Genomic DNA, 19,244 nt, shown 5'->3' on the forward strand with positions numbered 1-19,244 from the left:
CCCTCAGGCCAGGTGGGCGGGGGCGTCGAACGTGCTGAGGTAGCCCGTGCCGTCCACGGTCGCCGCCAGGCGGTGGTAGGGGTGGTGCTGCGACAGCGTGCCGACCGGTCCCGTGGGCGGGTGCAGCAGCAGGTCGCGCACGTCGTAGGCGATGGCGTAGAGCCGCACCCGCTCGAACTGCGACGGGAAGGCGAACAGCTCGGGGTAGTCCTCGGCCAGCCACCAGGGGACCTCGCGGTAGTCCTCGGCGTGGGTGAGGTGCTCGTAGTCCTCGGCCACGTGGAGGTGGGGGAGGGCGCAGAACCGCAGGAACACGTCGAGGTCGAGGTCGGCGGGACCCGGGCGGGCCCACTCGAAGTCGAGGATCGCCGTGATGCGGTGACCGTCCCACATGACGTTCTCGAACGTCAGGTCGCCGTGGACGAGCGTCGAGGTGTCGTAGGGCGTGAGCGCCGCCGCGGTGTCGCTGACGAGCCGCTCGGTGCGCTCGAGCAGGTCGCGGTCCACGTGCGGCAGGGTCTTGGCCTTGTCGACCGCCACCAACAGCGGCATGACCGGCGAGAACGTCACCGCGGAGAGCAGCTGGGGCGCGGCCGAGTCGAGGTCGGGGAGGTCGGGCGGCGCCGGCGTGGAGTGCAGCGCCCGCAGCCGGCCCGCGAGCTGGTGGATGGCCTCGCGCCGCTCGATGCGCGACATCGTCGGCCAGCAGCGGGCGAGCACCTGCCCCGGCACCCGACGGACGATCAGCCAGTCGGCGCCGGGCTTGCCGCCGTAGGCCACGATCTCGGGGTACCCGACCTCGACGGGGAGGTGGGGGGCCAGCGCGGCCTCGCGCCGCAGGCGCGGGTCGAGTCGGCGGTTGACGCGGATCACGTACTCGTCGGAGATCCACACCTCGTTCGTCACGCTGGACGCCCGTCGCAGCGGCATGTCCATGTCGAGGAACGCCGACTGGAGGGCGCGACGGGCTCGGGCGATCGCGAAGCTGCTCACGGGGTGCGGTCCTGGTCGTCCACGGCCTCCTCCAGATCGGCACGTCCGGCGCCGTGTTGACGATCTGGGCGGAAATCGCCCCTGACGTGCACCGTCAGGTCGCGGCCGCGAGCACCGCGTCGCCGAGACGACGCCACGGCGCAGGTGCCCACTCGCCGAAGTCGCGGTCGCCGGCCACGACGAGGGCGCATCGGGCCACGGGATCGACCCAGACGAGGGAGCCGCTGCGACCGAAGTGGCCGAAGGTGCGCGCCGACGCCCCGTCCGGCGTCCAGTGCGGTGCCTTCGTCCCACGCACCTCGAACCCGAGGCCCCAGTCGTTGGCGTCCTGGGGGCCGAAGCCCGGGAGCACGCCCGGCAGCCCCGGCCAGGCGGTGGACACGGCGGTGTCGCGCGTGGGCCGCGACACGGTCGTGGGGTCGTCCCGCCAGAGCTCGATCGCGAACCGGGCCATGTCCTCGACCGAGCCGACGGCGCCGTGCGCCGGGGACCCCTCGAGCGCGGTGGCGGTCATCGCGAGCGGCTGGAGGACGGCCTCGCGGACGTAGGTCGCCACGTCGATGCCCGAGGCGTCGCGCAGGTGGGCCCCGAGCAGCTCGAACCCCCGGTTGGAGTAGATGCGACGGGTGGCCGGCGCTGCGAGCACCTCGTCGTCGTCGGGGCCGATCCCAGACGCGTGGGCGAGGAGGTGGCGGACGGTCGACCCGGGCGGCCCGAGGGGGTCGTCGAGGCCGATCGACCCCTCCTCGACCGCCACGTGGAGCGCGAGCGCGACGATCGGCTTGGTGACCGACGCCAGCGGGAAGCGGCGGTCGGTGTCGCCGGCGCGCTGCACCGATCCGTCGGGGAGCACCGCCGCGGCCCCCACCTGGTCGACCGGCCAGCTCGTCACCTCGTCGAGAGCACCCATGTCGACGGTCGACCGTACCTCGCTAGGGTCGTCGCCGTGTCCCCAGGCAGCTACGAACCCGAGGCCGTCGGCCGACGCGTCCGCCGCACGTTCGGGTTCGTCGACCTCTCGGGGTTCACCACGCTGACCGCCCGCGAGGGCGACGAGGAGGCGGTCAGGGTCCTCACCGTCTTCCGCAACGCCGTGCGCTCCGTCGCCGGCTACAACGGGGTCCGCGTCGCCAAGTGGCTGGGCGACGGGGCGATGCTCGTCTCGACCGAGACCCGACCGATGGTCGAGGCGATCCTCGAGATCGAGCAGCGCATCGACGCCGACGGATCGGGCCTCCCGCTCCGGGCCGGCATCACCGCCGGGGACGTCATCCTCTTCGAGGGCGACGACTACGTCGGCAGCAGCGTCAACCTCGCCGCCCGCCTGTGCGACTCGGCGGAGCCGTGCCAGGTGCTGGCCCCCGTCGACGTGGTCGAGGCCCTCGGGCGGACGCCGGACGAGGTCGACCGGTTGGTGCTGCGTGGCATGACCGAGCCCATCGAGGTCGTCGACCTCCAGCGCGAGCTCGCGCCCCCGTCACGCACCGGGGACGGCTCGTCGCCGGTGCGCGACCGGCCGTCGGGTCCGGCAGACTGACCCCGCCGATCGGCACAGGTTCGACGAAGGGGAGCCCCACATGTCGCTGTACGACCACGAGATCGCCGCCCTGGACGGATCCACCGACCCGTCGCTCTCCGACCAGAAGGGCAAGCTGACCCTGATGGTCAACGTCGCCTCCAAGTGCGGGCTCACCCCGCAGTACGAGACGCTCGAGGCGATCCACGAGCGGTACCGCGACCGCGGCTTCTCCGTGCTCGGCTTCCCCTGCAACCAGTTCGGGGAGCAGGAGCCGGGCTCGGCCGACGAGATCGCGACGTTCTGCTCCACGACCTACGGCGTCACCTTCCCGATGTTCGAGAAGATCGAGGTCAACGGCGACGCTCGCCATCCCGTCTACCAGGACCTCACCGCCACGGCCGACGACGAGGGGCAGGCCGGCGACGTGCAGTGGAACTTCGAGAAGTTCCTGGTGTCGCCGGACGGCGAGGTCCTGCGTCGGTTCCGCCCGATGACGGCCCCGGACGACCCGGCCGTGGTCGAGGCCATCGAGGCCAACCTGCCGGGATGACCGTGGTCACGGGGTGGAGCCGGTAGCCTGGCTCTCCGAGGGAGCGCCCGGCTTCGGCGCCCTCGCGGGTCGTCTGCAACGCGCGCAGGTCGGAACTGCGTCCGCACGGTAGGTGACCCAGCCGTAGCGAACCGCGGGATCGACCCGCGCCCGACCACCCCGTGGAGCACACGTGCCACCGACCTTCCAATCCCTCGGCGTGTCCGCCGACCTCTGCGACGCGCTCGCCGAGCGCGGCATCACCACCGCCTTCCCCATCCAGGCGATGTCGCTGCCCGACGGGCTCGCTGGCCGCGACATCTGCGGCAAGGCCAAGACCGGCTCCGGCAAGACGCTCGCCTTCGGCATCCCCGTGATCGAGCGACTCGCCAAGGCCGACCCCGGCCGGCCCACCGGCATCGCGCTCGTGCCGACGCGCGAGCTCGCCGTCCAGGTGCGCGACGAGCTCGCCCCGCTGGCCGCCACCCGCGGCCTCACCGTCGAGGCGATCTACGGCGGCGCCGACATCGACAAGCAGATCCGCCAGCTGAAGAAGGGCATCGACCTCGTCGTCGCCACCCCCGGCCGGATGATCGACCTCATCGAGCGGGGCGAGGTCACGGTGGCTGCGGTCAGCCACATCGTGATCGACGAGGCCGACCGCATGGCCGACATGGGCTTCATGCCCCAGGTCGAGTGGGTGCTGCGCCACGCCACCGACGTCGACCAGACGCTCCTGTTCTCGGCCACGCTCGACGGCGCCGTCGACGGCCTCGTCCAGCGGTACCAGACCGATCCGGTCGTCCACGAGGTCGCGTCCGAGTCGGTCACCGTCGACCTGATGACCCACCGCTTCGTCCAGGTGCACCAGATGGACAAGGCCAAGGTCGGCGCGTCGATCGCCCGCGGTGCCGGTCGCACGATGTTCTTCACCCGGACGAAGCGGGGTGCGGACAAGCTGGCCGAGCAGCTGGAGAAGGAGGGCGTGTCGGCCGCCGCGATCCACGGCGACCTCCGCCAGTCCGCCCGGGAGAAGGCGCTCGAGCGCTTCACGGCCGGCAAGCTCCAGGCACTCGTGGCCACCGACGTCGCTGCTCGTGGGATCCACGTCGACGACGTCGACGTGGTCGTCCACTACGACCCGCCCGAGGACCACAAGACGTACCTCCACCGCTCCGGGCGCACGGCGCGTGCGGGGGAGGCCGGCCTCGTGGTCACGCTCGTCCTGTGGGACCAGGAGCTCGAGGTGAAGCGGCTGCAGCGGCGGGTCGGCATCGTGATGCCCCTCGTCGAGATGTTCTCCAACGATCCGCGCCTCGCCGACCTGGCGGCGTGGGACCCGGAGGCCGCCGCGGGCTGAGCGGGTGTGGGCCGGACGGCCCATATCCCCCCGACGTGGAGCGGCGATCTCTTCAGCGACGGCCGATCGGTGGCCGGAGGAGATCGCGATGCGCCACGACCAGACGACCACCCGACGAGACCGCCGCCGGCACGACGACCGAGGCGCGGTCCTCGTCGAGTTCGCGCTGGCCGCGCCGTTCCTGTTCCTCCTCATCTTCGCCACCGTCGACTTCGGCTGGGTCTTCGGCCAGCACCTCGACGTGCGCCACGGCGCCCGTGAGGGAGCCCGCCTGGCCGCGGTGAACTACCAGGGCGGCGGCGACCAGACCGACGCGCTCGTCGCCGAGATCTGCAGCCGCATGGACGCCGACCCGACCGTGCGCGTCGCGGTGACGATGCCCGAGGGCCCGGGCTCGGGCGGCGCCCTCCAGGTCACCGTCACCCGCCCCGTGAGCACCCTGACCGGCTTCGTCGACTTCGCGCTCGACGGTCGCACGCTGTCGTCGACCGTGAGCGCCCGCATCGAGCAGGACGCCACCTGGACCGCCACGGACCCCGCCGGGGTGGCCTGCCCGTGACCCGCCGGGAGCGGCTCCGGCGCGACGACGGCGTGGTGCTCGCCGTCGCGGCGATCCTCCTCGTCGCCCTGATGGGCATGGCGGCGTTCGCCGTCGACCTGGGCGGGCTCTACAACGCGCGCCGTCAGGACCAGTCGGCCGCCGACGTGGCCGCGCTCGCCGGCGTGCGCGAGCTGCCGGTGCAGAGCTCGGCCGCCGACGAGGTGATCCGCTACGCCGAGGACACGCTGGGTGTCGCGAGCGGCGAGATCGACTGGAACAGCTGCGGCACCGACCCGGGTGCGCTGTCCCAGCGGATCCCGGGGTCGAACTGCCTGTCGGTCGACCCGTCGGGTGCGCAGCTGCGCGTGCGCATCCCCGACCAGACCTACGAGACGTTCTTCGCCCACATCGTCGGCGTCGAGGACTTCACGCACTCGGCGTTCGCGATCGCGGCGCTCGACAACCCCGGCTTCGGAGGCGTCCTGCCGTTCGGGATCCCGTCCCTCGGCGGCGGAGGCGGCTACATCTGCCCGGCGACCCCGCCGGGCGGCCTGGCCACCGACCCCTGCTCGGGGCCCGACAGCGGCAACTTCGGCTACCTGAACCTGGCCCACTACCGCACGGCCGACTGCAACCAGGGCGGCGGCTCGAACCGGTTCGGCCAGAACCTGGCCATGGGGGCGGACCACCAGATCGCGCCGTGGGACGGCGCGGATCGACGCGAGTTCGCGCTCTGCCCGACGATCACCGAGGCCGGCCCGCCGAACGTCATGCGGACCGAGACCGGCAACATCGCGAACCGGGTGGCCCAGGGCATGATCACCGGCCCCGGCAACCCCGCGGGCGCCTATCCCGACGGTGAGCTCGGTCGGCTCGCACGCCTGTCCCCGCTGCTGTTCGACGGTTCGGCCGCGCCGGCTGCGGCGCGCACCACGACGATGGGCAGCATCACCGTCGACGACAACCCGCTCTGGAACTTCATCCCCGCGAGCCTGGGCGGCGACGTCCCCGCGTCGTGCCAGCGGACGGTGTTCGTCGACGGGGCCGGGAACCCCCGGGACGACGTGAGCGGCGTGGTGCCGAACTTCGCCGACCCGGCCGACCGCTCGACCTTCATCGGGCTCCTGCAGACCGCGCTCGCAGGGCGCAGCGGACCCGAGGTGATGATCGCTCTGCTCGACCGCTGCTTCACCCACTACCTGGGCCAGGAGTGGGGTGCCGACTACGGCATCAGCCAGGGGGAGCCGAGCCCGTGCGCCCCGACCGGCTGCACCGGCCCGGTCTTCGCCGTGAACTCGACCACCGACGAGGGTCCCGACCTCTGGGACATCCAGTACACGTCCCGCTTCGGGTACGTGCCGGAGTTCCAGCCCGGCTGCGACCCGAACGGCTCCGCGGAGTGCCGCATCGACCGCTTCCGGGCGATCTTCATCCAGCAGACCTGCGGCGGGTCCGGCAGCGGCAACTGCTCGGCGTTCGATCCCGGCTTCGGCCAGACCCGCTCGTCGGCGCCCGGCTCGATCACCGGCGTGACGATGTGGGCCTTCCCCGACTCGATGCTGCCGGGCGCGCTCGGCGGACCGAACGCACCGAACGAGGTGGGCGTGAACCGATTCGTGGAGCTGATCCGATGACGTTGTGGCGCGCAGCGGCGCGCCGCGTGCGGTCCGCGGGCGACCGCGGCGTGGGCCTCGTCGAGTACGCGATGGCGCTGGCCCTCGTCGCCCTGATGCTCGTCGCGGTGGTCGAGAGCTTCCAGGAGTCGGAGTCGGACCGCCTGGAGAGCTCGGGCGCGCGCATCGGCACCCCCGACCTCGACGTCACCCCGACGGTCCCGCCGACCATCCCGCCCGGCGGCGGCGACGGCGGCGGCTCGGGTTCGGGCACCACGTCGGTCGTGGTGTCATCGGTCGACCAGGAGGGGGTCGAGAACTCCAACGCCCACTGGACCGCCAGCGTCGGCTTCCACCTCGACGGCGGCGGAACGCCACCCGAGGGCGTCGTCATCACCGGCACGTGGGAGCCGTCGAGCACCACCTCGCACACGAGCTGCACGACCACGGCGTCGGGCGGCTGCACGGTGTCGCGGTGGAAGCTCTCGAACTCCTCCAGCGGCCAGAAGGTGCCTGACGACTCGGCGACGTTCACCGTGACCGGCATCTCGGGACCCGGCTACGTCGCCGGGGACGGCGTCGTCGGCAGCACCTACACGATCGCCCGTCCGGGGTCGACGCCCGCCCCGTAGCCGCGGGCCGCACCGGTACGCTGCCGCCCGTGGTCGACCGGGCAGCGCGGGGTGCCGTCTTCACGCCCGAACCGATCGGGCGCGCGCTCGTCGCCGCCGCCCTGTCGGGCCGGCCGCGGCCGCCCCGCTCGGTGGCCGACCCCGCCGCGGGCGACGGACGCCTCCTCGCCGCGGCACGTCGCGCCCTCGACGACGTGGAGCTCTACGCCGCTGACGTCGACGGGGCGGCGTGGCGACGCGGGCCAGGCGGGTCGCTCGGCTCGGCCCGGTTCCTCGAGACCGACGTCCTCGTCGCGCCAGCGCCCCTCTGGTCGGACCTCCCCGCCGGAGCCGACCTGGTCATCGGCAACCCGCCCTTCCTCGACCAGCTCGACGCCCGCTCCGCTCTCGATGCGGCGGCACGCGAGGGGCTGCGGCGGCGCTACGGGGACGTCGTCGCGGGCTACACCGACCTCGCGTCGCTGTTCCTCGTCGCGGCCTGCGAGATGGCGGCGGAGGACGGTCGGGTCGCCCTCATCATGCCGGCGTCGTTCCTGTCGGCACGTGACGCCGAGCCGGCGCGGCGGCGCGTGCTCGAGCTGGGGACGCTCGACGGGATCTGGTGGGGCGGCGACGGGATCTTCGAGGATGCCGACGTCCAGGTCTGCGCGCTCGTGCTCGACCGGAGCGGGCCCCGGCGGCGGCACGTCCGCCGGTGGGTGGGGCCGCGGTGGCATCCCGTCGACCCCCTCGACGTCGACGGCGACGCGTTGCGCCTCGCCCCCTCGTGGGGTCCGCTCGTCGCCGGGCTCATCGACGAGGACCTCCCGCAGGTGGCGCTGGCGTCGGACGCCGTGCTCGGCGACGTCGCGGCGGTCGGCGCCGGGTTCCGGGACCAGTTCTACGGCCTGGCTCCGCTGGTCACCGACATCGGAGGCGATCCGAGCGGCCGTACCGACGGGCGGGCGCCGCTCGTCACGAGCGGGCTCGTCGACCCGGGTCGCGTCGGCTGGGGCCGCCGCCCGGCGCGCATCGCCGGTCGGACGTGGACGACGCCCGGCATCGACCCGGCCGACCTGCCCGACGGGCGCCTCGCCCGTTGGGTCGCAGCACAGCGTCGCCCGAAGGTCGTGGTGGCCAGCCAGACCCCCGTCGTGGAGCCGGTCGCGGATCCGACGGGGGAGTGGGTGCCGTCGACCCCCGTGCTCTCGGTGCACCCGGGCACGGCGTCGCTGTGGCGGTGCCTGGCGGTGCTGCTCGCGCCACCCGTGAGCGCGTGGGCCCGCGCCCATGCCGCGGGCTCGGCGCTCACGTCGCGGGCGATCCGCGTCTCCGCACCGCTGCTGCGCGCCGTGCCGCTGCCGCCCGACGAGCGCGCCTGGTCGCGGGCCGCCACCGTGCTCGAGCGTTCCCACCGAGGGGACGGCAGCCCGCCCGACGCCGTCGTCGAGGCCGCGACGACGATGACCGCCGCCTACGGCTGCGACCCCGAGGCCGACGTGTGGTGGCGGTCCCGGGCGGGCAGACTGTCGCCGCCATGACCCTCGCCCTGCGAGAGATCCGCCGCGCCAAGCTCCGCTTCTCCCTGCTCGCCGGAGCGGTCGGCCTCCTCGTCTTCCTCATCCTCTTCCAGCAGACGCTGCTCGGGACGCTGCTCGGCTACTTCACCGGGGCCCTCGAGAACCAGTCGGGCGAGGTCGTCGTCTTCAACGAGGAGGCCCGGCGGAACCTGGAGGGCTCGATCCTCACCGAGGAGCAGCTCGCGGCGATCGCCGACGTCGACGGCGTCGAGGCGGCCGGGCCGCTCGGGCAGGGCACGTTCACCGTCCGGGCCGTCGGCGAGCTCACCGATGCCTCTCTCTTCGGGTACGAGCTCGGCGGGCCCGGCGAGCCCACCCGGCTCGTCGAGGGCCGGCTCCCGGAGTCCGACGGTGAGGCCGTGGCCTCGTCGGTCGACGCCTCGGCCGGCTTCGACATCGGCGACACCGTCGAGGTCGCCGACGGCGAGGTGGCGATCGAGGTCGTCGGCCTGGCCGCCGACAGCCGGTTCAGCGTGCAGCCCGTCCTGTTCGTCTCCTACGCCACGTGGGAGGGCGCGACCCAGGCCGTCAACCCCGACGCTCCCGCGGTGCTGCCGTCCGCCGGTCTGGCGATCGTCGAGGGCGACGCCGCCGACGTCGCCACCGCGATCGGGGAGGCGGTCGACGGCGTGGAGGCGCTCGATCGGGCCACGGCCGTCGACTCGCTGCCCGGCGTGGCCGCGGTCAGCCAGTCGTTCAACCTCATCCTCGTCCTGGCCTTCGTGGTCGTGACACTCGTGGTCGGCTTCTTCTTCCTCATCCTCACCGTGCAGAAGCTCCCCGCGCTCAGCCTCCTGAAGGCACTCGGCTACAGCGACGGCGCGCTCATCCGGTCGGTCGTGGCCCAGGTGCTCGTCGTCTCGATCGCCGGCGTCCTCATCGGTGGCGGGATGCTCCAGCTGGCGTCGTTGGCATCGAGCCAGGACTTCCCGATCGAGGCCGACCCGCGCCTCGTGGCCACGTCGGGCGGGGCGGTGGTCCTGCTCGCCCTGCTCGCGTCGGTCGGTGCGCTCCGGCGGGTCAAGAAGGTCGCAGCCACCGACGCCGTGAGCCGCCAGAGCCTGGGAGGGCTCTCGTGAAGCTGGCCCTGCGCGAGCTCGTCCGCCGTCCCGGCCGGTTCAGCGTCGCCGGCGGCGCCCTGACGCTCATCGTCGTCCTCCTCGTCCTGCTCGGCGGGCTGCTCGACGGGCTGTTCCTCGGCTCCACCGGGCTGTACCGCCAGCAGGAGTCCGACCTGACCGTGTACTCCACCTCGGCGCGCAGCTCGATCATCCGGTCGCGCATCGACGCCGACGTCCGGGCCACGATCGAGGAGGTCGAGGGCGTCACGTCGACCTACGGCCTCGGCGTCGCCCTCGTGGGCGCCCGCGTGCCGGGTGCCGACGAGATCGCCGACACCTCGGTCGTGGGCTACGAGGGCGCGATCAGCGGCGCACCCGAGCCGCCCGCGCCGGGCGAGGCCCACGCCGATCGCCGCCTGGAGGCGGCAGGGGTCGAGGTGGGGCAGACGCTGGAGATGGGGCCGGAGCGGATCCCCGTCGAGGTCGTCGGGTGGGTCGAGGACACCTCCTACCTCCTCCAGGGCGGGCTCCTCGTCGAGCCCGGCACGTGGCGCGAGGTCCTCGGCTCGTCGCGTCCCGACGCCACCCTGCCCGACGAGACGTTCCAGGTGCTGTTCGTCGAGGTCGCCGCCGGTGCCGACGCCCGAGAGGTCGCCACGGCGATCGACGAGGCGACCGGCGACGCCACCTCCACGCTGACCGTCGACGAGGCGATCTCCGCCCTGCCCGGCGTCGACGCCCAGAGCACGACCTTCAACCAGATCATCTACGTCACGTTCTTCGTCGCCGGCCTCGTCGTCGCGCTGTTCTTCGCGCTGGTGACGTTGGAGCGCACGGCGCAGTACGGCGTCCTCAAGGCCGTCGGGGCGTCGTCCTGGCAGATCTTCGCCGGCCTGCTCGTGCAGGCCGTCGTCGTCACCGCCGGGGCGTTCGTCCTCGGGCTCGCGATCAGCCTCGGCATCTCCCGACTCGCACCGCCCGACATCCCTCTGCAGCTGGAGCCGTCCCGAGCGGTGTTCGTCGCCGTCGGGATGCTCCTCACCGCGGTCGTCGGCGGGTCGATCTCGCTGCGCCGCGTCATCCGCATCGACCCCGCGTCCGCCATCGGCTGACCAGGAGGACCACACCCCGTGCCCGCACTCGAGATGGACGCCGTCCGCAAGGTCTACGACGTCGGCGAGAACGAGGTCGTCGCGCTCGACCACGCCTCGCTCACCCTCGGCGACGACGAGATCCTCGCGCTGGTCGGACCCTCCGGCTCGGGCAAGACCACCCTCTTGTCGATCGCCGGCGGCCTGCTGACCCCGAGCGAGGGGACGGTGGTCGTCGGGGGAGAGACGATCTCCGACCTGTCAGGGAAGGAGCTGACGAGGTTCCGCCGTGAGCAGGTCGGGTTCGTCTTCCAGTCGGTGAACCTGGTGCCGTTCCTCACCGCTCGGGAGAACCTCCTCGTCGTCGCCGAGCTGGGGCGCAAGGACGCCGCCGGGGGCAAGGACCGCGCCGACCAGCTGCTCGAGGAGCTCGGGCTGGCGGAGCGGGCCGGCAACATGCCGAACGAGCTGTCCGGCGGTGAGCGCCAGCGCGTCGCCATCGGACGGGCCCTGATGAACGAACCGTCGCTCGTGCTGATCGACGAGCCGACCTCCGCCCTCGACACCAAGCTCGGCGAGCAGGTCATGGAGCTCATCACCAACGAGGTGAAGAGCCGGAGCACGGCGGCGATCATCGTCACCCACGACACGCGCATGACGCACTACGCCGACCGCAGCGTCGAGATCGTCGACGGGACCCTGTCCGCCTGAGCCGACGCATCCCGCTTGACGGCGGGGCGCTCGCCGGGGGAGAGTGACCGGCGCATCAGGAGAAGCCCGCACCGTCGGGCTCGGCAACCTGGGACTGGACGCCCAAGGTGCCCTCCCGCTCCGGCGGGGATGTGGCCGGTACCCACCGGCAACGAAGCGTCCGGGCTCCGGCCCGATCCGCAGGCGAAGGGCGTCCGCTCCCGGCTGTCGCACGACGGCGCACGAGCGGTCCCACGGGACCAGGGAGACGACGAGATGGCCAAGCCGACGCCGGTACGCTCGCACCGTGCCCGCACCCGGACCGCGCACCGCGCCGACGCCGCCCCGCCGTTGAGCGATCCGCGCCGCTCCGGCCTGGCCCGCTCCGGACGCCCGACCTCCCACCCGAGCCGCCTCCCGGTCAGCGGTGCGTGGCGCCCGGGCGACGATCCCGGCCGCCGGCGGTTCCTCCACCTGCCGGGGAGCCGTCCGTTCGCGCTCGAAGGCGGCGGCGTCCTCCGTGGCGTCGACGTGGCCTACGAGACGTGGGGAGAGCTCGACGCCGACGGCAGCAACGCCGTGCTCGTGTGCCACGCGCTCACCGGCGACTCGCACGTCGCCGGCCCGAGCGGCCACGGCCACCCCACCGCCGGGTGGTGGGACGACCTCGTCGGGCCCGGCCGGGCGATCGACACCGACCGCTGGTTCGTCGTGTGCGCCAACGTGCTCGGCGGGTGCCAGGGCACCACCGGACCCGCGTCGATCGACCCCGACACCGGCCGACCCCACGGCGCGCGCTTCCCGGTGGTGACGATCCGCGACGTCGTCCGCACCCAGGCGGCCCTCGCCGACCACCTCGGCGTCGACGTGTGGGCATCGGTCATCGGCGGGTCCATGGGAGGGATGCAGGCCCTCGAGTGGACGGTCATGTTCCCCGACCGCATGCGCTCGGTCGGCGCCCTGGCCACCACCGCCGCCGCCGGCGCCCAGCAGATCGCGTGGAGCCACGTGGGGCGGATGGCGATCGCCGGCGATCCGAACTGGCGCGACGGCGACTACTACGACGCACCCGACGGCGAGGGCCCCCACCAGGGGCTGGCGCTGGCCCGCTCGATCGCCCAGATCCACTACCGCACCGAACCGGTCTTCGAGGAGCGCTTCGGCCGCCGCACCGTCGAACCGGTCGACCGCCTGTCGCTCTGGGACCGCTTCCAGGTCGAGAGCTACCTCGACTACCAGGGTGAGAAGCTGGTCCGGCGCTTCGACGCCAACAGCTACCTCGTGCTCAACAAGGCCATGGACCTCCACGACCTCGGTCGGGGACGGGGCGGCGTCGAGCGAGCGCTCGACCGGGTGCGGGTGCCGGTCCTCACCATGTCGATCGACTCCGACTCGCTCTACCCGCCCTACCAGCAGGAGCAGCTGCGGGACGGGTTCGCCGAGCGGGGCCGGCTGTTCGACCACGTCTCGATCGCGAGCCCCCACGGCCACGACGGGTTCCTCCTCGAACCCGCGCAGGTCGGACCGCCGCTCGCCCGACTCCTCGACGAGGTGACCGCCCGTGGCTGAGACGCCCGACCCGTCGCGCCAGCACCTGGAGACCCGCGCGATCCGCGCCGGGCGCTCCGACGACGATCCGGCCCTGGCGCCCACCCTCGTCCCGTCGACCACCTTCGTCACCCCGACGGTGGAGGAGGGCCGGCGACGGGCCACCCGCATCGGCGAGACCCGCTTCTACAGCCGCTACGGCAACCCCACGGTGAAGGCGTTCGAGGACGCCGTCGCCGACCTCGAGGGCGCGGAGTCCGCCCGGGCCTTCTCGTCCGGCATGGGCGCGGTCAGCGCCGTGGTGCTCGGGCTGTGCTCCGCGGGGGACCACATCGTCGCCCAGCGCCAGCTCTACGCCGGGACCCAGCTGCTCCTCCAGGCCGCGTGTCCCCGCTTCGGCATCGACGTCACGTTCGTCGACGGCACGCAGCCGGGCGCCTTCGCCGAGGCGGTCCGGCCGGGGAAGACGGTCCTCGTCGTGGCCGAGACCCCGGCCAACCCGCAGCTCGACCTCGTCGACCTGGCCGAGCTCGGCGCCATCGCAGGTCCGATGACCGTCGTCGACTCCACCTTCGCGACGCCGCTCGCCCAGCGCCCGCTGGAGCACGGCGTCGACCTCGTCGTGCACTCGGCCACCAAGGCCCTCGGGGGCCACAACGACGCCAGCCTGGGCGTCGTCGCCGGCAGCGACGAGCTCCTCCAGTGGCTGTGGGGGTTCGCCGTGCTCCAGGGCGCCAACGCCTCGCCGTTCGACGCCATGAACGGCCTGCGCGGCCTGCGCACGCTCGGCGTGCGGATCGAACGGCAGTCGGCCACCGCGCTCCGCGTGGCCGAGGCGCTGGAGGCCCACCCGGCCGTCGCCCAGGTCCGCTACCCGGGCCTTCCGTCGCACCCCCAGCACGAGCTGGCACGCCGGCAGATGGACGTGTTCGGCGGGCTCATCGCGTTCGACCTCGCCGGCGGGCTCGCGGCGGGGTGCCGCTTCGTCGAGAGCACCGTCGTCGCCCAGCTGGCGACCTCGCTCGGCGGTCCGGAGACGCTCGTGACCCATCCGGCGTCGACGACCCACGTCAGCCTCACGCCCGACGAGCTGGAGGCGGCGGGCATCCGTCCGGGCACCATCCGCCTGTCGGTCGGCCTCGAGCACGCCGACGACGTCATCGCCGACATCCTCGCCGCCCTCGACGGCCTGGACGCCCCCTCGGCCTGACCCGCCGCCCTCGCCGGCCGCCCTCCGTGCACGGGCAGGCGGGACACCCCGTGACGTGCTGCGGCACCCCATGACGGGCGCGGGCGCGGGGCGCTCAGCCGGTCGGCGCGTCGGCGGGGGTGCGGCGGAAGGTGCGGCGGTAGGCGCTCGGCGACGTCTGGGCCACGCGACGCAGGTGCAGGCGGAGGTTCGCCGCGGTCCCGAGCCCGGCCTCCTCGGCCACCCGGTCGAGCGGCAGATCGGTGGTCTCGAGCAGCTCCTGGGCCCGGTGGATCCGCTGGCGCAGCACCCACTGCAGCGGCGTGGTCCCGACCGATGCCTGGAAGCGGCGTGCGAAGGTCCGGGGGCTCATCAGCGCGCGGGCGGCGAGCTGGTCGACGGTGATCGGGTCGCGCAGGTGGGCGAGCGCCCACTCGAGGACCGGCGCCAGCGCGTCGGCGGGATCGCAGCCGTCGTCGACGACGGGCTGGGCGACGAACTGGGCCTGCCCGCCGTCGCGGTGGGGCGGCACCACCATCCGGCGCGCGACGGTGTTGGCGACGTCGGCGCCGTGGTCCCGGCGGACGATGTGCAGCGCGAGGTCGATGGCGGCGGCGGTCCCCGCCGAGGTCAGCACGTCGCCGTCGTCGACGAACAGCACGTTCTCGCGCAGCTGGACGGCGGGGAACCGGGCGGCGAGCTCCTCGGCGAAGACCCAGTGGGTCGTGGCGGGGCGGCCGTCGAGGAGCCCGGCCTCCGCGAGGGCGAAGGCACCGCTGCAGAACGAGACGATGCGCGCACCGCGGGCGTGGGCGTCGCAGAGCGCGTCGATCATCGCGGGGGAGGTCGCCGGCGCCACGGGGGAGGCGTTGGGGACGATCACGGTGCCGGCGTGGGCGACGGCGTCGAGCGCCGCCGACGGGGTGAGCGTGGCACCGCCGCCGACGGGCACCGGCCGGGCGTCGGCCGTCGCGATGGCGAAGTCGTACCACTCGACGCCGACCTCGGGTCGCTCGAGACCGAACACCTCGGCGGCGACCGCCATCTCGAACAGGTTGACCCCGGGGGAGACGGCGGCGACGACCCGGTGGCGGTGGGAGGGTCCGCTCGGGGCGTGGGCGGACTCGTGGCGGTGGCGCGGGCGCCCCTCGGTGGCAGCCATGGCAGGAACCTAGCGCATGATGGCGTTCCTGCCGATCGACCGCGTCGGCGGGGCGTCGTATGACAGCGGTGTGATCCGCGACGTCCCCATGGGAGAGCCGCGGGAGCTCGGAGGAGGAGCCACCATGTTCGTCGTCGACTGCCCCGCCCACGGAGGCCGCACGGTGCTGTCCGTCGCGGCCGTGACCGGCATCGCCCAGCGCGACGGCGTCATCGACGTCACGCTCCGCTGCTGGTGCGGCGGCACCATCCTCCATCGCACCGGGCGCAACGCCCGGCGGCGCAACGACGGGACCGATCTCGCCGTGTGATGATGCATCGATGCCCGAGTGGAGCAACTGGTCCGGTCTCGTCCGATCCACCCCGGAGCGCCTCGTGCGTCCGTCCTCCGAGGAGGAGGTCGTCGCCGCGGTGCGCGATGCCGCCACGGGGGGTCTCACCGTCCGCATCGCGGGGTCAGGTCACTCCTTCACCCGGCTCGTCGCCACCGACGACGCCATCGTCGCCCTCGACGGGCTGACCGGGGTCGTCGACGTCGACCCGGAGGCGGGGGAGAGCGGTGAGGCGGAGCTGTGGGCCGGCACGCCGATCCACGCCGTCGGGCCGCTCCTGCACCCCCACGGCGTCGCCCTGCGCAACCAGGGCGACATCGACCGCCAGGCGCTCGCCGGGGCGTGCGGCACCGGCACCCACGGCACCGGGCCGTCGCTCACGAGCTTCTCCGGCGCGGTCGTCGGTGCGACCCTCGTGCTGGCGAGCGGCGACGTCGTGTCGTGCGACGCCGACCACGAGCCCGACCTCTTCCGTGCGAGCCGGCTGTCGCTCGGCGCGTCGGGCGTCGTCACCCGCCTGCGGCTCGCCGTCCGGCCCTCCTACCGGTTGCACGAGCGCGAGTGGGCCGAGCCGGTCGACGACGCGCTGGCTCGCCTCGACGACCTGATCGCCGCCACCCGCCACTTCGAGTTCTTCTGGTTCCCCGGCGGTGACCAGGCGTGGTGCAAGGCTCTCGACGAGACCGACGCCGAGCCCGACGAGCTCCCCGACGTCGACGGCGAGCGCATCGACGACAGCTGGGCGATCTACCCGTCCGACCGCGACGACCGGTTCAACGAGATGGAGTACGCGGTGCCCGCCGAGAAGGGTCCGGCGTGCTTCCAGGCGCTGCGCGAGCTGTACCGCACCCGCCACCCCGACACCCGCTGGCCGATCGAGTACCGCACCCAGGCCGCCGACGACGTCTGGATGAGCCCGGCCCACGGCCGGCCCACCGTCACGCTGTCGATCCACGAGCCGGTCGACCGCGACCACGAGCCGCTCTTCCGGGACGCCGAGGAGATCTTCCGCGCCTTCGACGGCCGCCCCCACTGGGGGAAGCTCAGCTACCTCGACCCGTCCGAGCTGCCGGCGCTCGTCCCCGGCTGGGACGAGTGGTGGGCGGCACGGGACGCGGCGGATCCCGACGGGGTCTTCCTCAACGACCACCTCCGCCGGCTCGCCGGTCGCTGAGCCGCCGTGCCCGAGATCCTCGAGGTCGAGCGCTACCGCCGGTCGGCCGAGCCCGTCGTCGGCCGCGTCATCGACGAGGTGCACGCCCCCGACACCTGGTTCGTGAAGCGCGGCGATCCCGACGAGCTCCGAGCCGTGCTGCCCGGGCACCGCGTCACCGGCCTGCGGCGGATCGGCAAGCTCCTGCTGGTCGACACCGACGGTCCCGTGCTCGGGCTGCGGTTCGGGATGACGGGTCGGCTGATCGTCGACGGCGACGCGTCGATCGACCAGCTCGAGTACTCGAGCGGGCGGGACCTCCCCGAGTGGCACCGCTTCGGCCTCGGGTTCTCCCCGTCGGGGTCGCTCGCCATCTCCGACCCCCGACGCCTCGGTGGCGTCGAGCTCGACCCGGACGAGTCGCGACTCGGCGTCGACGCGCTCGACGCGTCGGTCGACGAGCTGGGTGCGGCGCTCGCCGGCAGCCGGGCAGCGGTCAAGGCGCGGTTGATGGACCAGGCCCACGTGGCCGGCCTCGGCAACCTGCTCACCGACGAGACGCTGTGGCGAGCGGGCATCGATCCCGCTCGTCCCGCGTCGGCGGTGGAGGGCGACGACCTCGCCGCGCTCCACGCCGCGATGCACGAGGTGCTGTCGGAGCTGGGGGAGCGGGGCGGTTCCCACACCGGCGACCTGCACCTCGAGCGCACCGCAGGCGGACGCTGCCCCCGCGACGGCGCCGAGCTGGTGCGGCGCACGATCGGGGGCAGGACCACGTGGTCCTGCCCGGCGCACCAGGTGTGACGCCTGCCGGGGTGGTGCAGCTCGCCCGGAGGTTGTCGGTAGCATCGCCGTCCGTGCCCGACCCCGCCCACCGCCGCTGCGCCGTCGCCGCGACGCGCGTCGTCGCAGGTGGGGTCCTGGCCGCTGCGCTCGTCCTCGGCGGGCCGGCTGCCGGGGCGCAGACGACGACCACCACCTCGGACGGCACGACCACCACGGCGAACCCGCTGCTCGTCGACGGCCCGGCCGAGAGCGCGGTCGCGGACGGGGCCACCGCGCAGGCCGCCGACCCCGCACAGGACGACGGTGCGGTCGACGGCGTCGCCGACGACGACGAGGTGATCGAGGAGGACGACGAGGCCGAGGCCAAGGTCCGCCTCGTCATGTTCGCCCTGATCGGCGTGGCCGTGCTCCTGAGCGGTCTCACCGCCTACTACTGGTGGTACACCTCGCCGGGACGTCAGTCCGCCTCACGGGGGGCTCGCTCCCGGCCGAGCGCCCACCGGCTCGAGCGCGACGCGGCCGACGGCGCACCGGCCCGGCGGCGTCGAACCGCCAGCCGATCGTCCGACGACGACGGCGGTACGGTGGACCCATGGCCGACGGACTCGACCTCGACGAGATGATCCAGCGCTTCCGCGATCGGGCGCACGCGGTGAAGAGCCGACCGTTGCCGCCGATCGCGGGGGAGGAGCGGGCCCGCTTCGTGCGCCAGGCCCAGCTCGACTACCAGGACTACGCCATCATCGGCGACGCCGAGGCGTCCCTCGAGGACGGCATCCTCACCCTGCGGATCGATCTGCGGCACAACGCCGAGGACTAGCCGCAGGCCGGGTCGTCGTCGGTCGGCCACCGGAGGTCGGTCGCGCTCTACAGTGCCCCGAGCGGCGGTGATGCCGCGCCCGGCGACCCGAGGTGAGAGCGATGTCCGACCCCGAGAACGACGAGTCGACGAGCCCGGAGGTGCCGCCTCCGCCGGGCCCGCCGCCGGGTCCCTCAGAGGTGCCGCCACCTCCTCCGCCGCCCCCGCCCCCGCCTACTGGCCCGTCGGAGGTCCCGCCGCCGCCCAGCGAGCCGACGCCCCCGCCGCCGCCGGTCGCGCCGCCTCCACCGGCCGCCCCACCGGAGCCGCCCGCGCCGTTCGTCGAGCCCGACCACCAGCCCGACGAGACCGTTCCCGGCGAGCCGACCGGTTCCTCCCCGTCGAGCGAGTCCCAGGAGCGCACGCTCGGCGTGCCCAGCGCGCCGACACCGCCGGAGGCGCCGCAGCCGGCGCCTGGCGACCTGAGCGCGCCGCCCCCGCCGCCGCCGGGGCCGCCGCCCGTCGCCCCGCCGCCTCCGCCCGCTGCGCCCCCGCCCCCGGTGGGGCCGCCGCCGGCCCCGCCCGCGCCCCCCGCGCCGCCGGCACCCCCTGCGCCGCCGGCACCCCCGGCGGCTGCGCCACCGCCTCCACCGGCGCCCCCGGTGCCGCCGCCCGCGCCGCCTGCGCC

The 19,244-nt window shown here is 74.0% G+C and carries 20 protein-coding genes and 1 riboswitch; of the genes, 17 read left to right on the forward strand and 3 right to left on the reverse strand.

What is annotated here, in order from left to right; translation table 11 throughout:
* Positions 1-3 precede the first annotated feature (3 nt).
* Positions 4-993 carry a phosphotransferase family protein gene (locus GH723_RS08015; RefSeq protein WP_153759164.1) on the reverse strand — a complete coding sequence of 330 codons (990 nt, stop codon included), beginning with the start codon at positions 991-993 and terminating at the stop codon, positions 4-6.
* A 94-nt stretch (positions 994-1,087) separates the two neighbouring features.
* A complete protein-coding gene (locus GH723_RS08020; RefSeq protein ID WP_153759165.1) occupies positions 1,088-1,903 on the reverse strand; it encodes a serine hydrolase domain-containing protein in 816 nt (271 codons plus the stop codon).
* Between the two features lie 36 nt (positions 1,904-1,939).
* Here GH723_RS08020 and GH723_RS08025 point away from each other — a divergent pair, with 36 nt between their 5' ends.
* The 12 genes from GH723_RS08025 to GH723_RS08080 all read left to right on the forward strand — a co-directional run bounded on the left by GH723_RS08025 (position 1,940) and on the right by GH723_RS08080 (position 14,346).
* Positions 1,940-2,530 carry an adenylate/guanylate cyclase domain-containing protein gene (locus GH723_RS08025; RefSeq protein WP_195210602.1) on the forward strand — a complete coding sequence of 197 codons (591 nt, stop codon included), beginning with the start codon at positions 1,940-1,942 and terminating at the stop codon, positions 2,528-2,530.
* Between the two features lie 40 nt (positions 2,531-2,570).
* Positions 2,571-3,062: a glutathione peroxidase gene (locus GH723_RS08030; RefSeq protein WP_153759167.1), complete on the forward strand. Its 492-nt coding sequence runs from the start codon at positions 2,571-2,573 to the stop codon at positions 3,060-3,062.
* Positions 3,063-3,234: 172 nt separating this feature from the next.
* The gene (locus GH723_RS08035; protein WP_229023176.1) at positions 3,235-4,401 is read left to right on the forward strand and encodes a DEAD/DEAH box helicase; all 1,167 of its coding nucleotides are present in this window, start codon (positions 3,235-3,237) and stop codon (positions 4,399-4,401) included.
* Positions 4,402-4,489: 88 nt separating this feature from the next.
* Positions 4,490-4,960 (forward strand): TadE/TadG family type IV pilus assembly protein, encoded by a 471-nt coding sequence (locus GH723_RS08040; protein ID WP_153759168.1) that lies wholly within the window; start codon positions 4,490-4,492, stop codon positions 4,958-4,960.
* Positions 4,957-6,576, forward strand: a complete 1,620-nt coding sequence (locus GH723_RS08045) for a Tad domain-containing protein (RefSeq protein ID WP_153759169.1) — start codon at positions 4,957-4,959, stop codon at positions 6,574-6,576. Before GH723_RS08040 ends, GH723_RS08045 begins: the two co-directional genes overlap by 4 nt.
* Entirely contained in the window at positions 6,573-7,187 is a 615-nt protein-coding gene (locus GH723_RS08050; protein ID WP_153759170.1) for a hypothetical protein, read from the forward strand. Before GH723_RS08045 ends, GH723_RS08050 begins: the two co-directional genes overlap by 4 nt.
* Before the next feature lie 29 nt (positions 7,188-7,216).
* Positions 7,217-8,707 (forward strand): N-6 DNA methylase, encoded by a 1,491-nt coding sequence (locus tag GH723_RS08055; RefSeq protein ID WP_153759171.1) that lies wholly within the window; start codon positions 7,217-7,219, stop codon positions 8,705-8,707.
* Positions 8,704-9,825, forward strand: coding sequence for an ABC transporter permease (locus GH723_RS08060; protein ID WP_153759172.1), 1,122 nt, complete (start codon positions 8,704-8,706; stop codon positions 9,823-9,825). Before GH723_RS08055 ends, GH723_RS08060 begins: the two co-directional genes overlap by 4 nt.
* Positions 9,822-10,919 (forward strand): ABC transporter permease, encoded by a 1,098-nt coding sequence (locus GH723_RS08065; RefSeq protein ID WP_229023177.1) that lies wholly within the window; start codon positions 9,822-9,824, stop codon positions 10,917-10,919. The genes GH723_RS08060 and GH723_RS08065 overlap by 4 nt, the downstream gene beginning before the upstream one ends.
* A 33-nt stretch (positions 10,920-10,952) precedes the next feature.
* Positions 10,953-11,609 carry an ABC transporter ATP-binding protein gene (locus tag GH723_RS08070; protein ID WP_407650269.1) on the forward strand — a complete coding sequence of 219 codons (657 nt, stop codon included), beginning with the start codon at positions 10,953-10,955 and terminating at the stop codon, positions 11,607-11,609.
* Between the two features lie 52 nt (positions 11,610-11,661).
* A riboswitch (SAM-I-IV-variant riboswitch) is annotated at positions 11,662-11,765 on the forward strand.
* A 99-nt stretch (positions 11,766-11,864) separates the two neighbouring features.
* A complete protein-coding gene (gene metX / locus GH723_RS08075) occupies positions 11,865-13,157 on the forward strand; it encodes a homoserine O-acetyltransferase MetX (RefSeq protein ID WP_153759174.1) in 1,293 nt (430 codons plus the stop codon).
* Positions 13,150-14,346, forward strand: a complete 1,197-nt coding sequence (locus GH723_RS08080; protein WP_153759175.1) for a trans-sulfuration enzyme family protein — start codon at positions 13,150-13,152, stop codon at positions 14,344-14,346. Before metX ends, GH723_RS08080 begins: the two co-directional genes overlap by 8 nt.
* A gap of 94 nt (positions 14,347-14,440) precedes the next feature.
* On the opposite strand, the gene GH723_RS08085 is transcribed toward GH723_RS08080, so the two are convergent.
* A complete protein-coding gene (locus GH723_RS08085; RefSeq protein ID WP_153759176.1) occupies positions 14,441-15,487 on the reverse strand; it encodes a helix-turn-helix domain-containing protein in 1,047 nt (348 codons plus the stop codon).
* 19 nt (positions 15,488-15,506) lie between these two features.
* Here GH723_RS08085 and GH723_RS08090 point away from each other — a divergent pair, with 19 nt between their 5' ends.
* From GH723_RS08090 to GH723_RS08110, 5 genes are read left to right on the forward strand one after another with little or no spacing between them, the layout of a single operon-like run.
* Positions 15,507-15,797, forward strand: coding sequence for a hypothetical protein (locus GH723_RS08090; protein WP_153759177.1), 291 nt, complete (start codon positions 15,507-15,509; stop codon positions 15,795-15,797).
* A gap of 10 nt (positions 15,798-15,807) precedes the next feature.
* Complete coding sequence (locus GH723_RS08095) at positions 15,808-16,992, forward strand: D-arabinono-1,4-lactone oxidase (RefSeq protein WP_153759178.1); 1,185 nt, start codon at positions 15,808-15,810, stop codon at positions 16,990-16,992.
* 6 nt (positions 16,993-16,998) lie between these two features.
* The gene (locus GH723_RS08100; RefSeq protein ID WP_153759179.1) at positions 16,999-17,775 is read left to right on the forward strand and encodes a DNA-formamidopyrimidine glycosylase family protein; all 777 of its coding nucleotides are present in this window, start codon (positions 16,999-17,001) and stop codon (positions 17,773-17,775) included.
* A gap of 53 nt (positions 17,776-17,828) precedes the next feature.
* Positions 17,829-18,380 carry a hypothetical protein gene (locus GH723_RS08105; RefSeq protein ID WP_153759180.1) on the forward strand — a complete coding sequence of 184 codons (552 nt, stop codon included), beginning with the start codon at positions 17,829-17,831 and terminating at the stop codon, positions 18,378-18,380.
* The gene (locus GH723_RS08110; protein ID WP_153759181.1) at positions 18,350-18,577 is read left to right on the forward strand and encodes a hypothetical protein; all 228 of its coding nucleotides are present in this window, start codon (positions 18,350-18,352) and stop codon (positions 18,575-18,577) included. The genes GH723_RS08105 and GH723_RS08110 overlap by 31 nt, the downstream gene beginning before the upstream one ends.
* Positions 18,578-19,244 lie beyond the last annotated feature (667 nt).

Origin of the sequence: Actinomarinicola tropica, assembly GCF_009650215.1 — a bacterium.
Lineage (GTDB): Bacteria > Actinomycetota > Acidimicrobiia > Acidimicrobiales > SKKL01 > Actinomarinicola > Actinomarinicola tropica.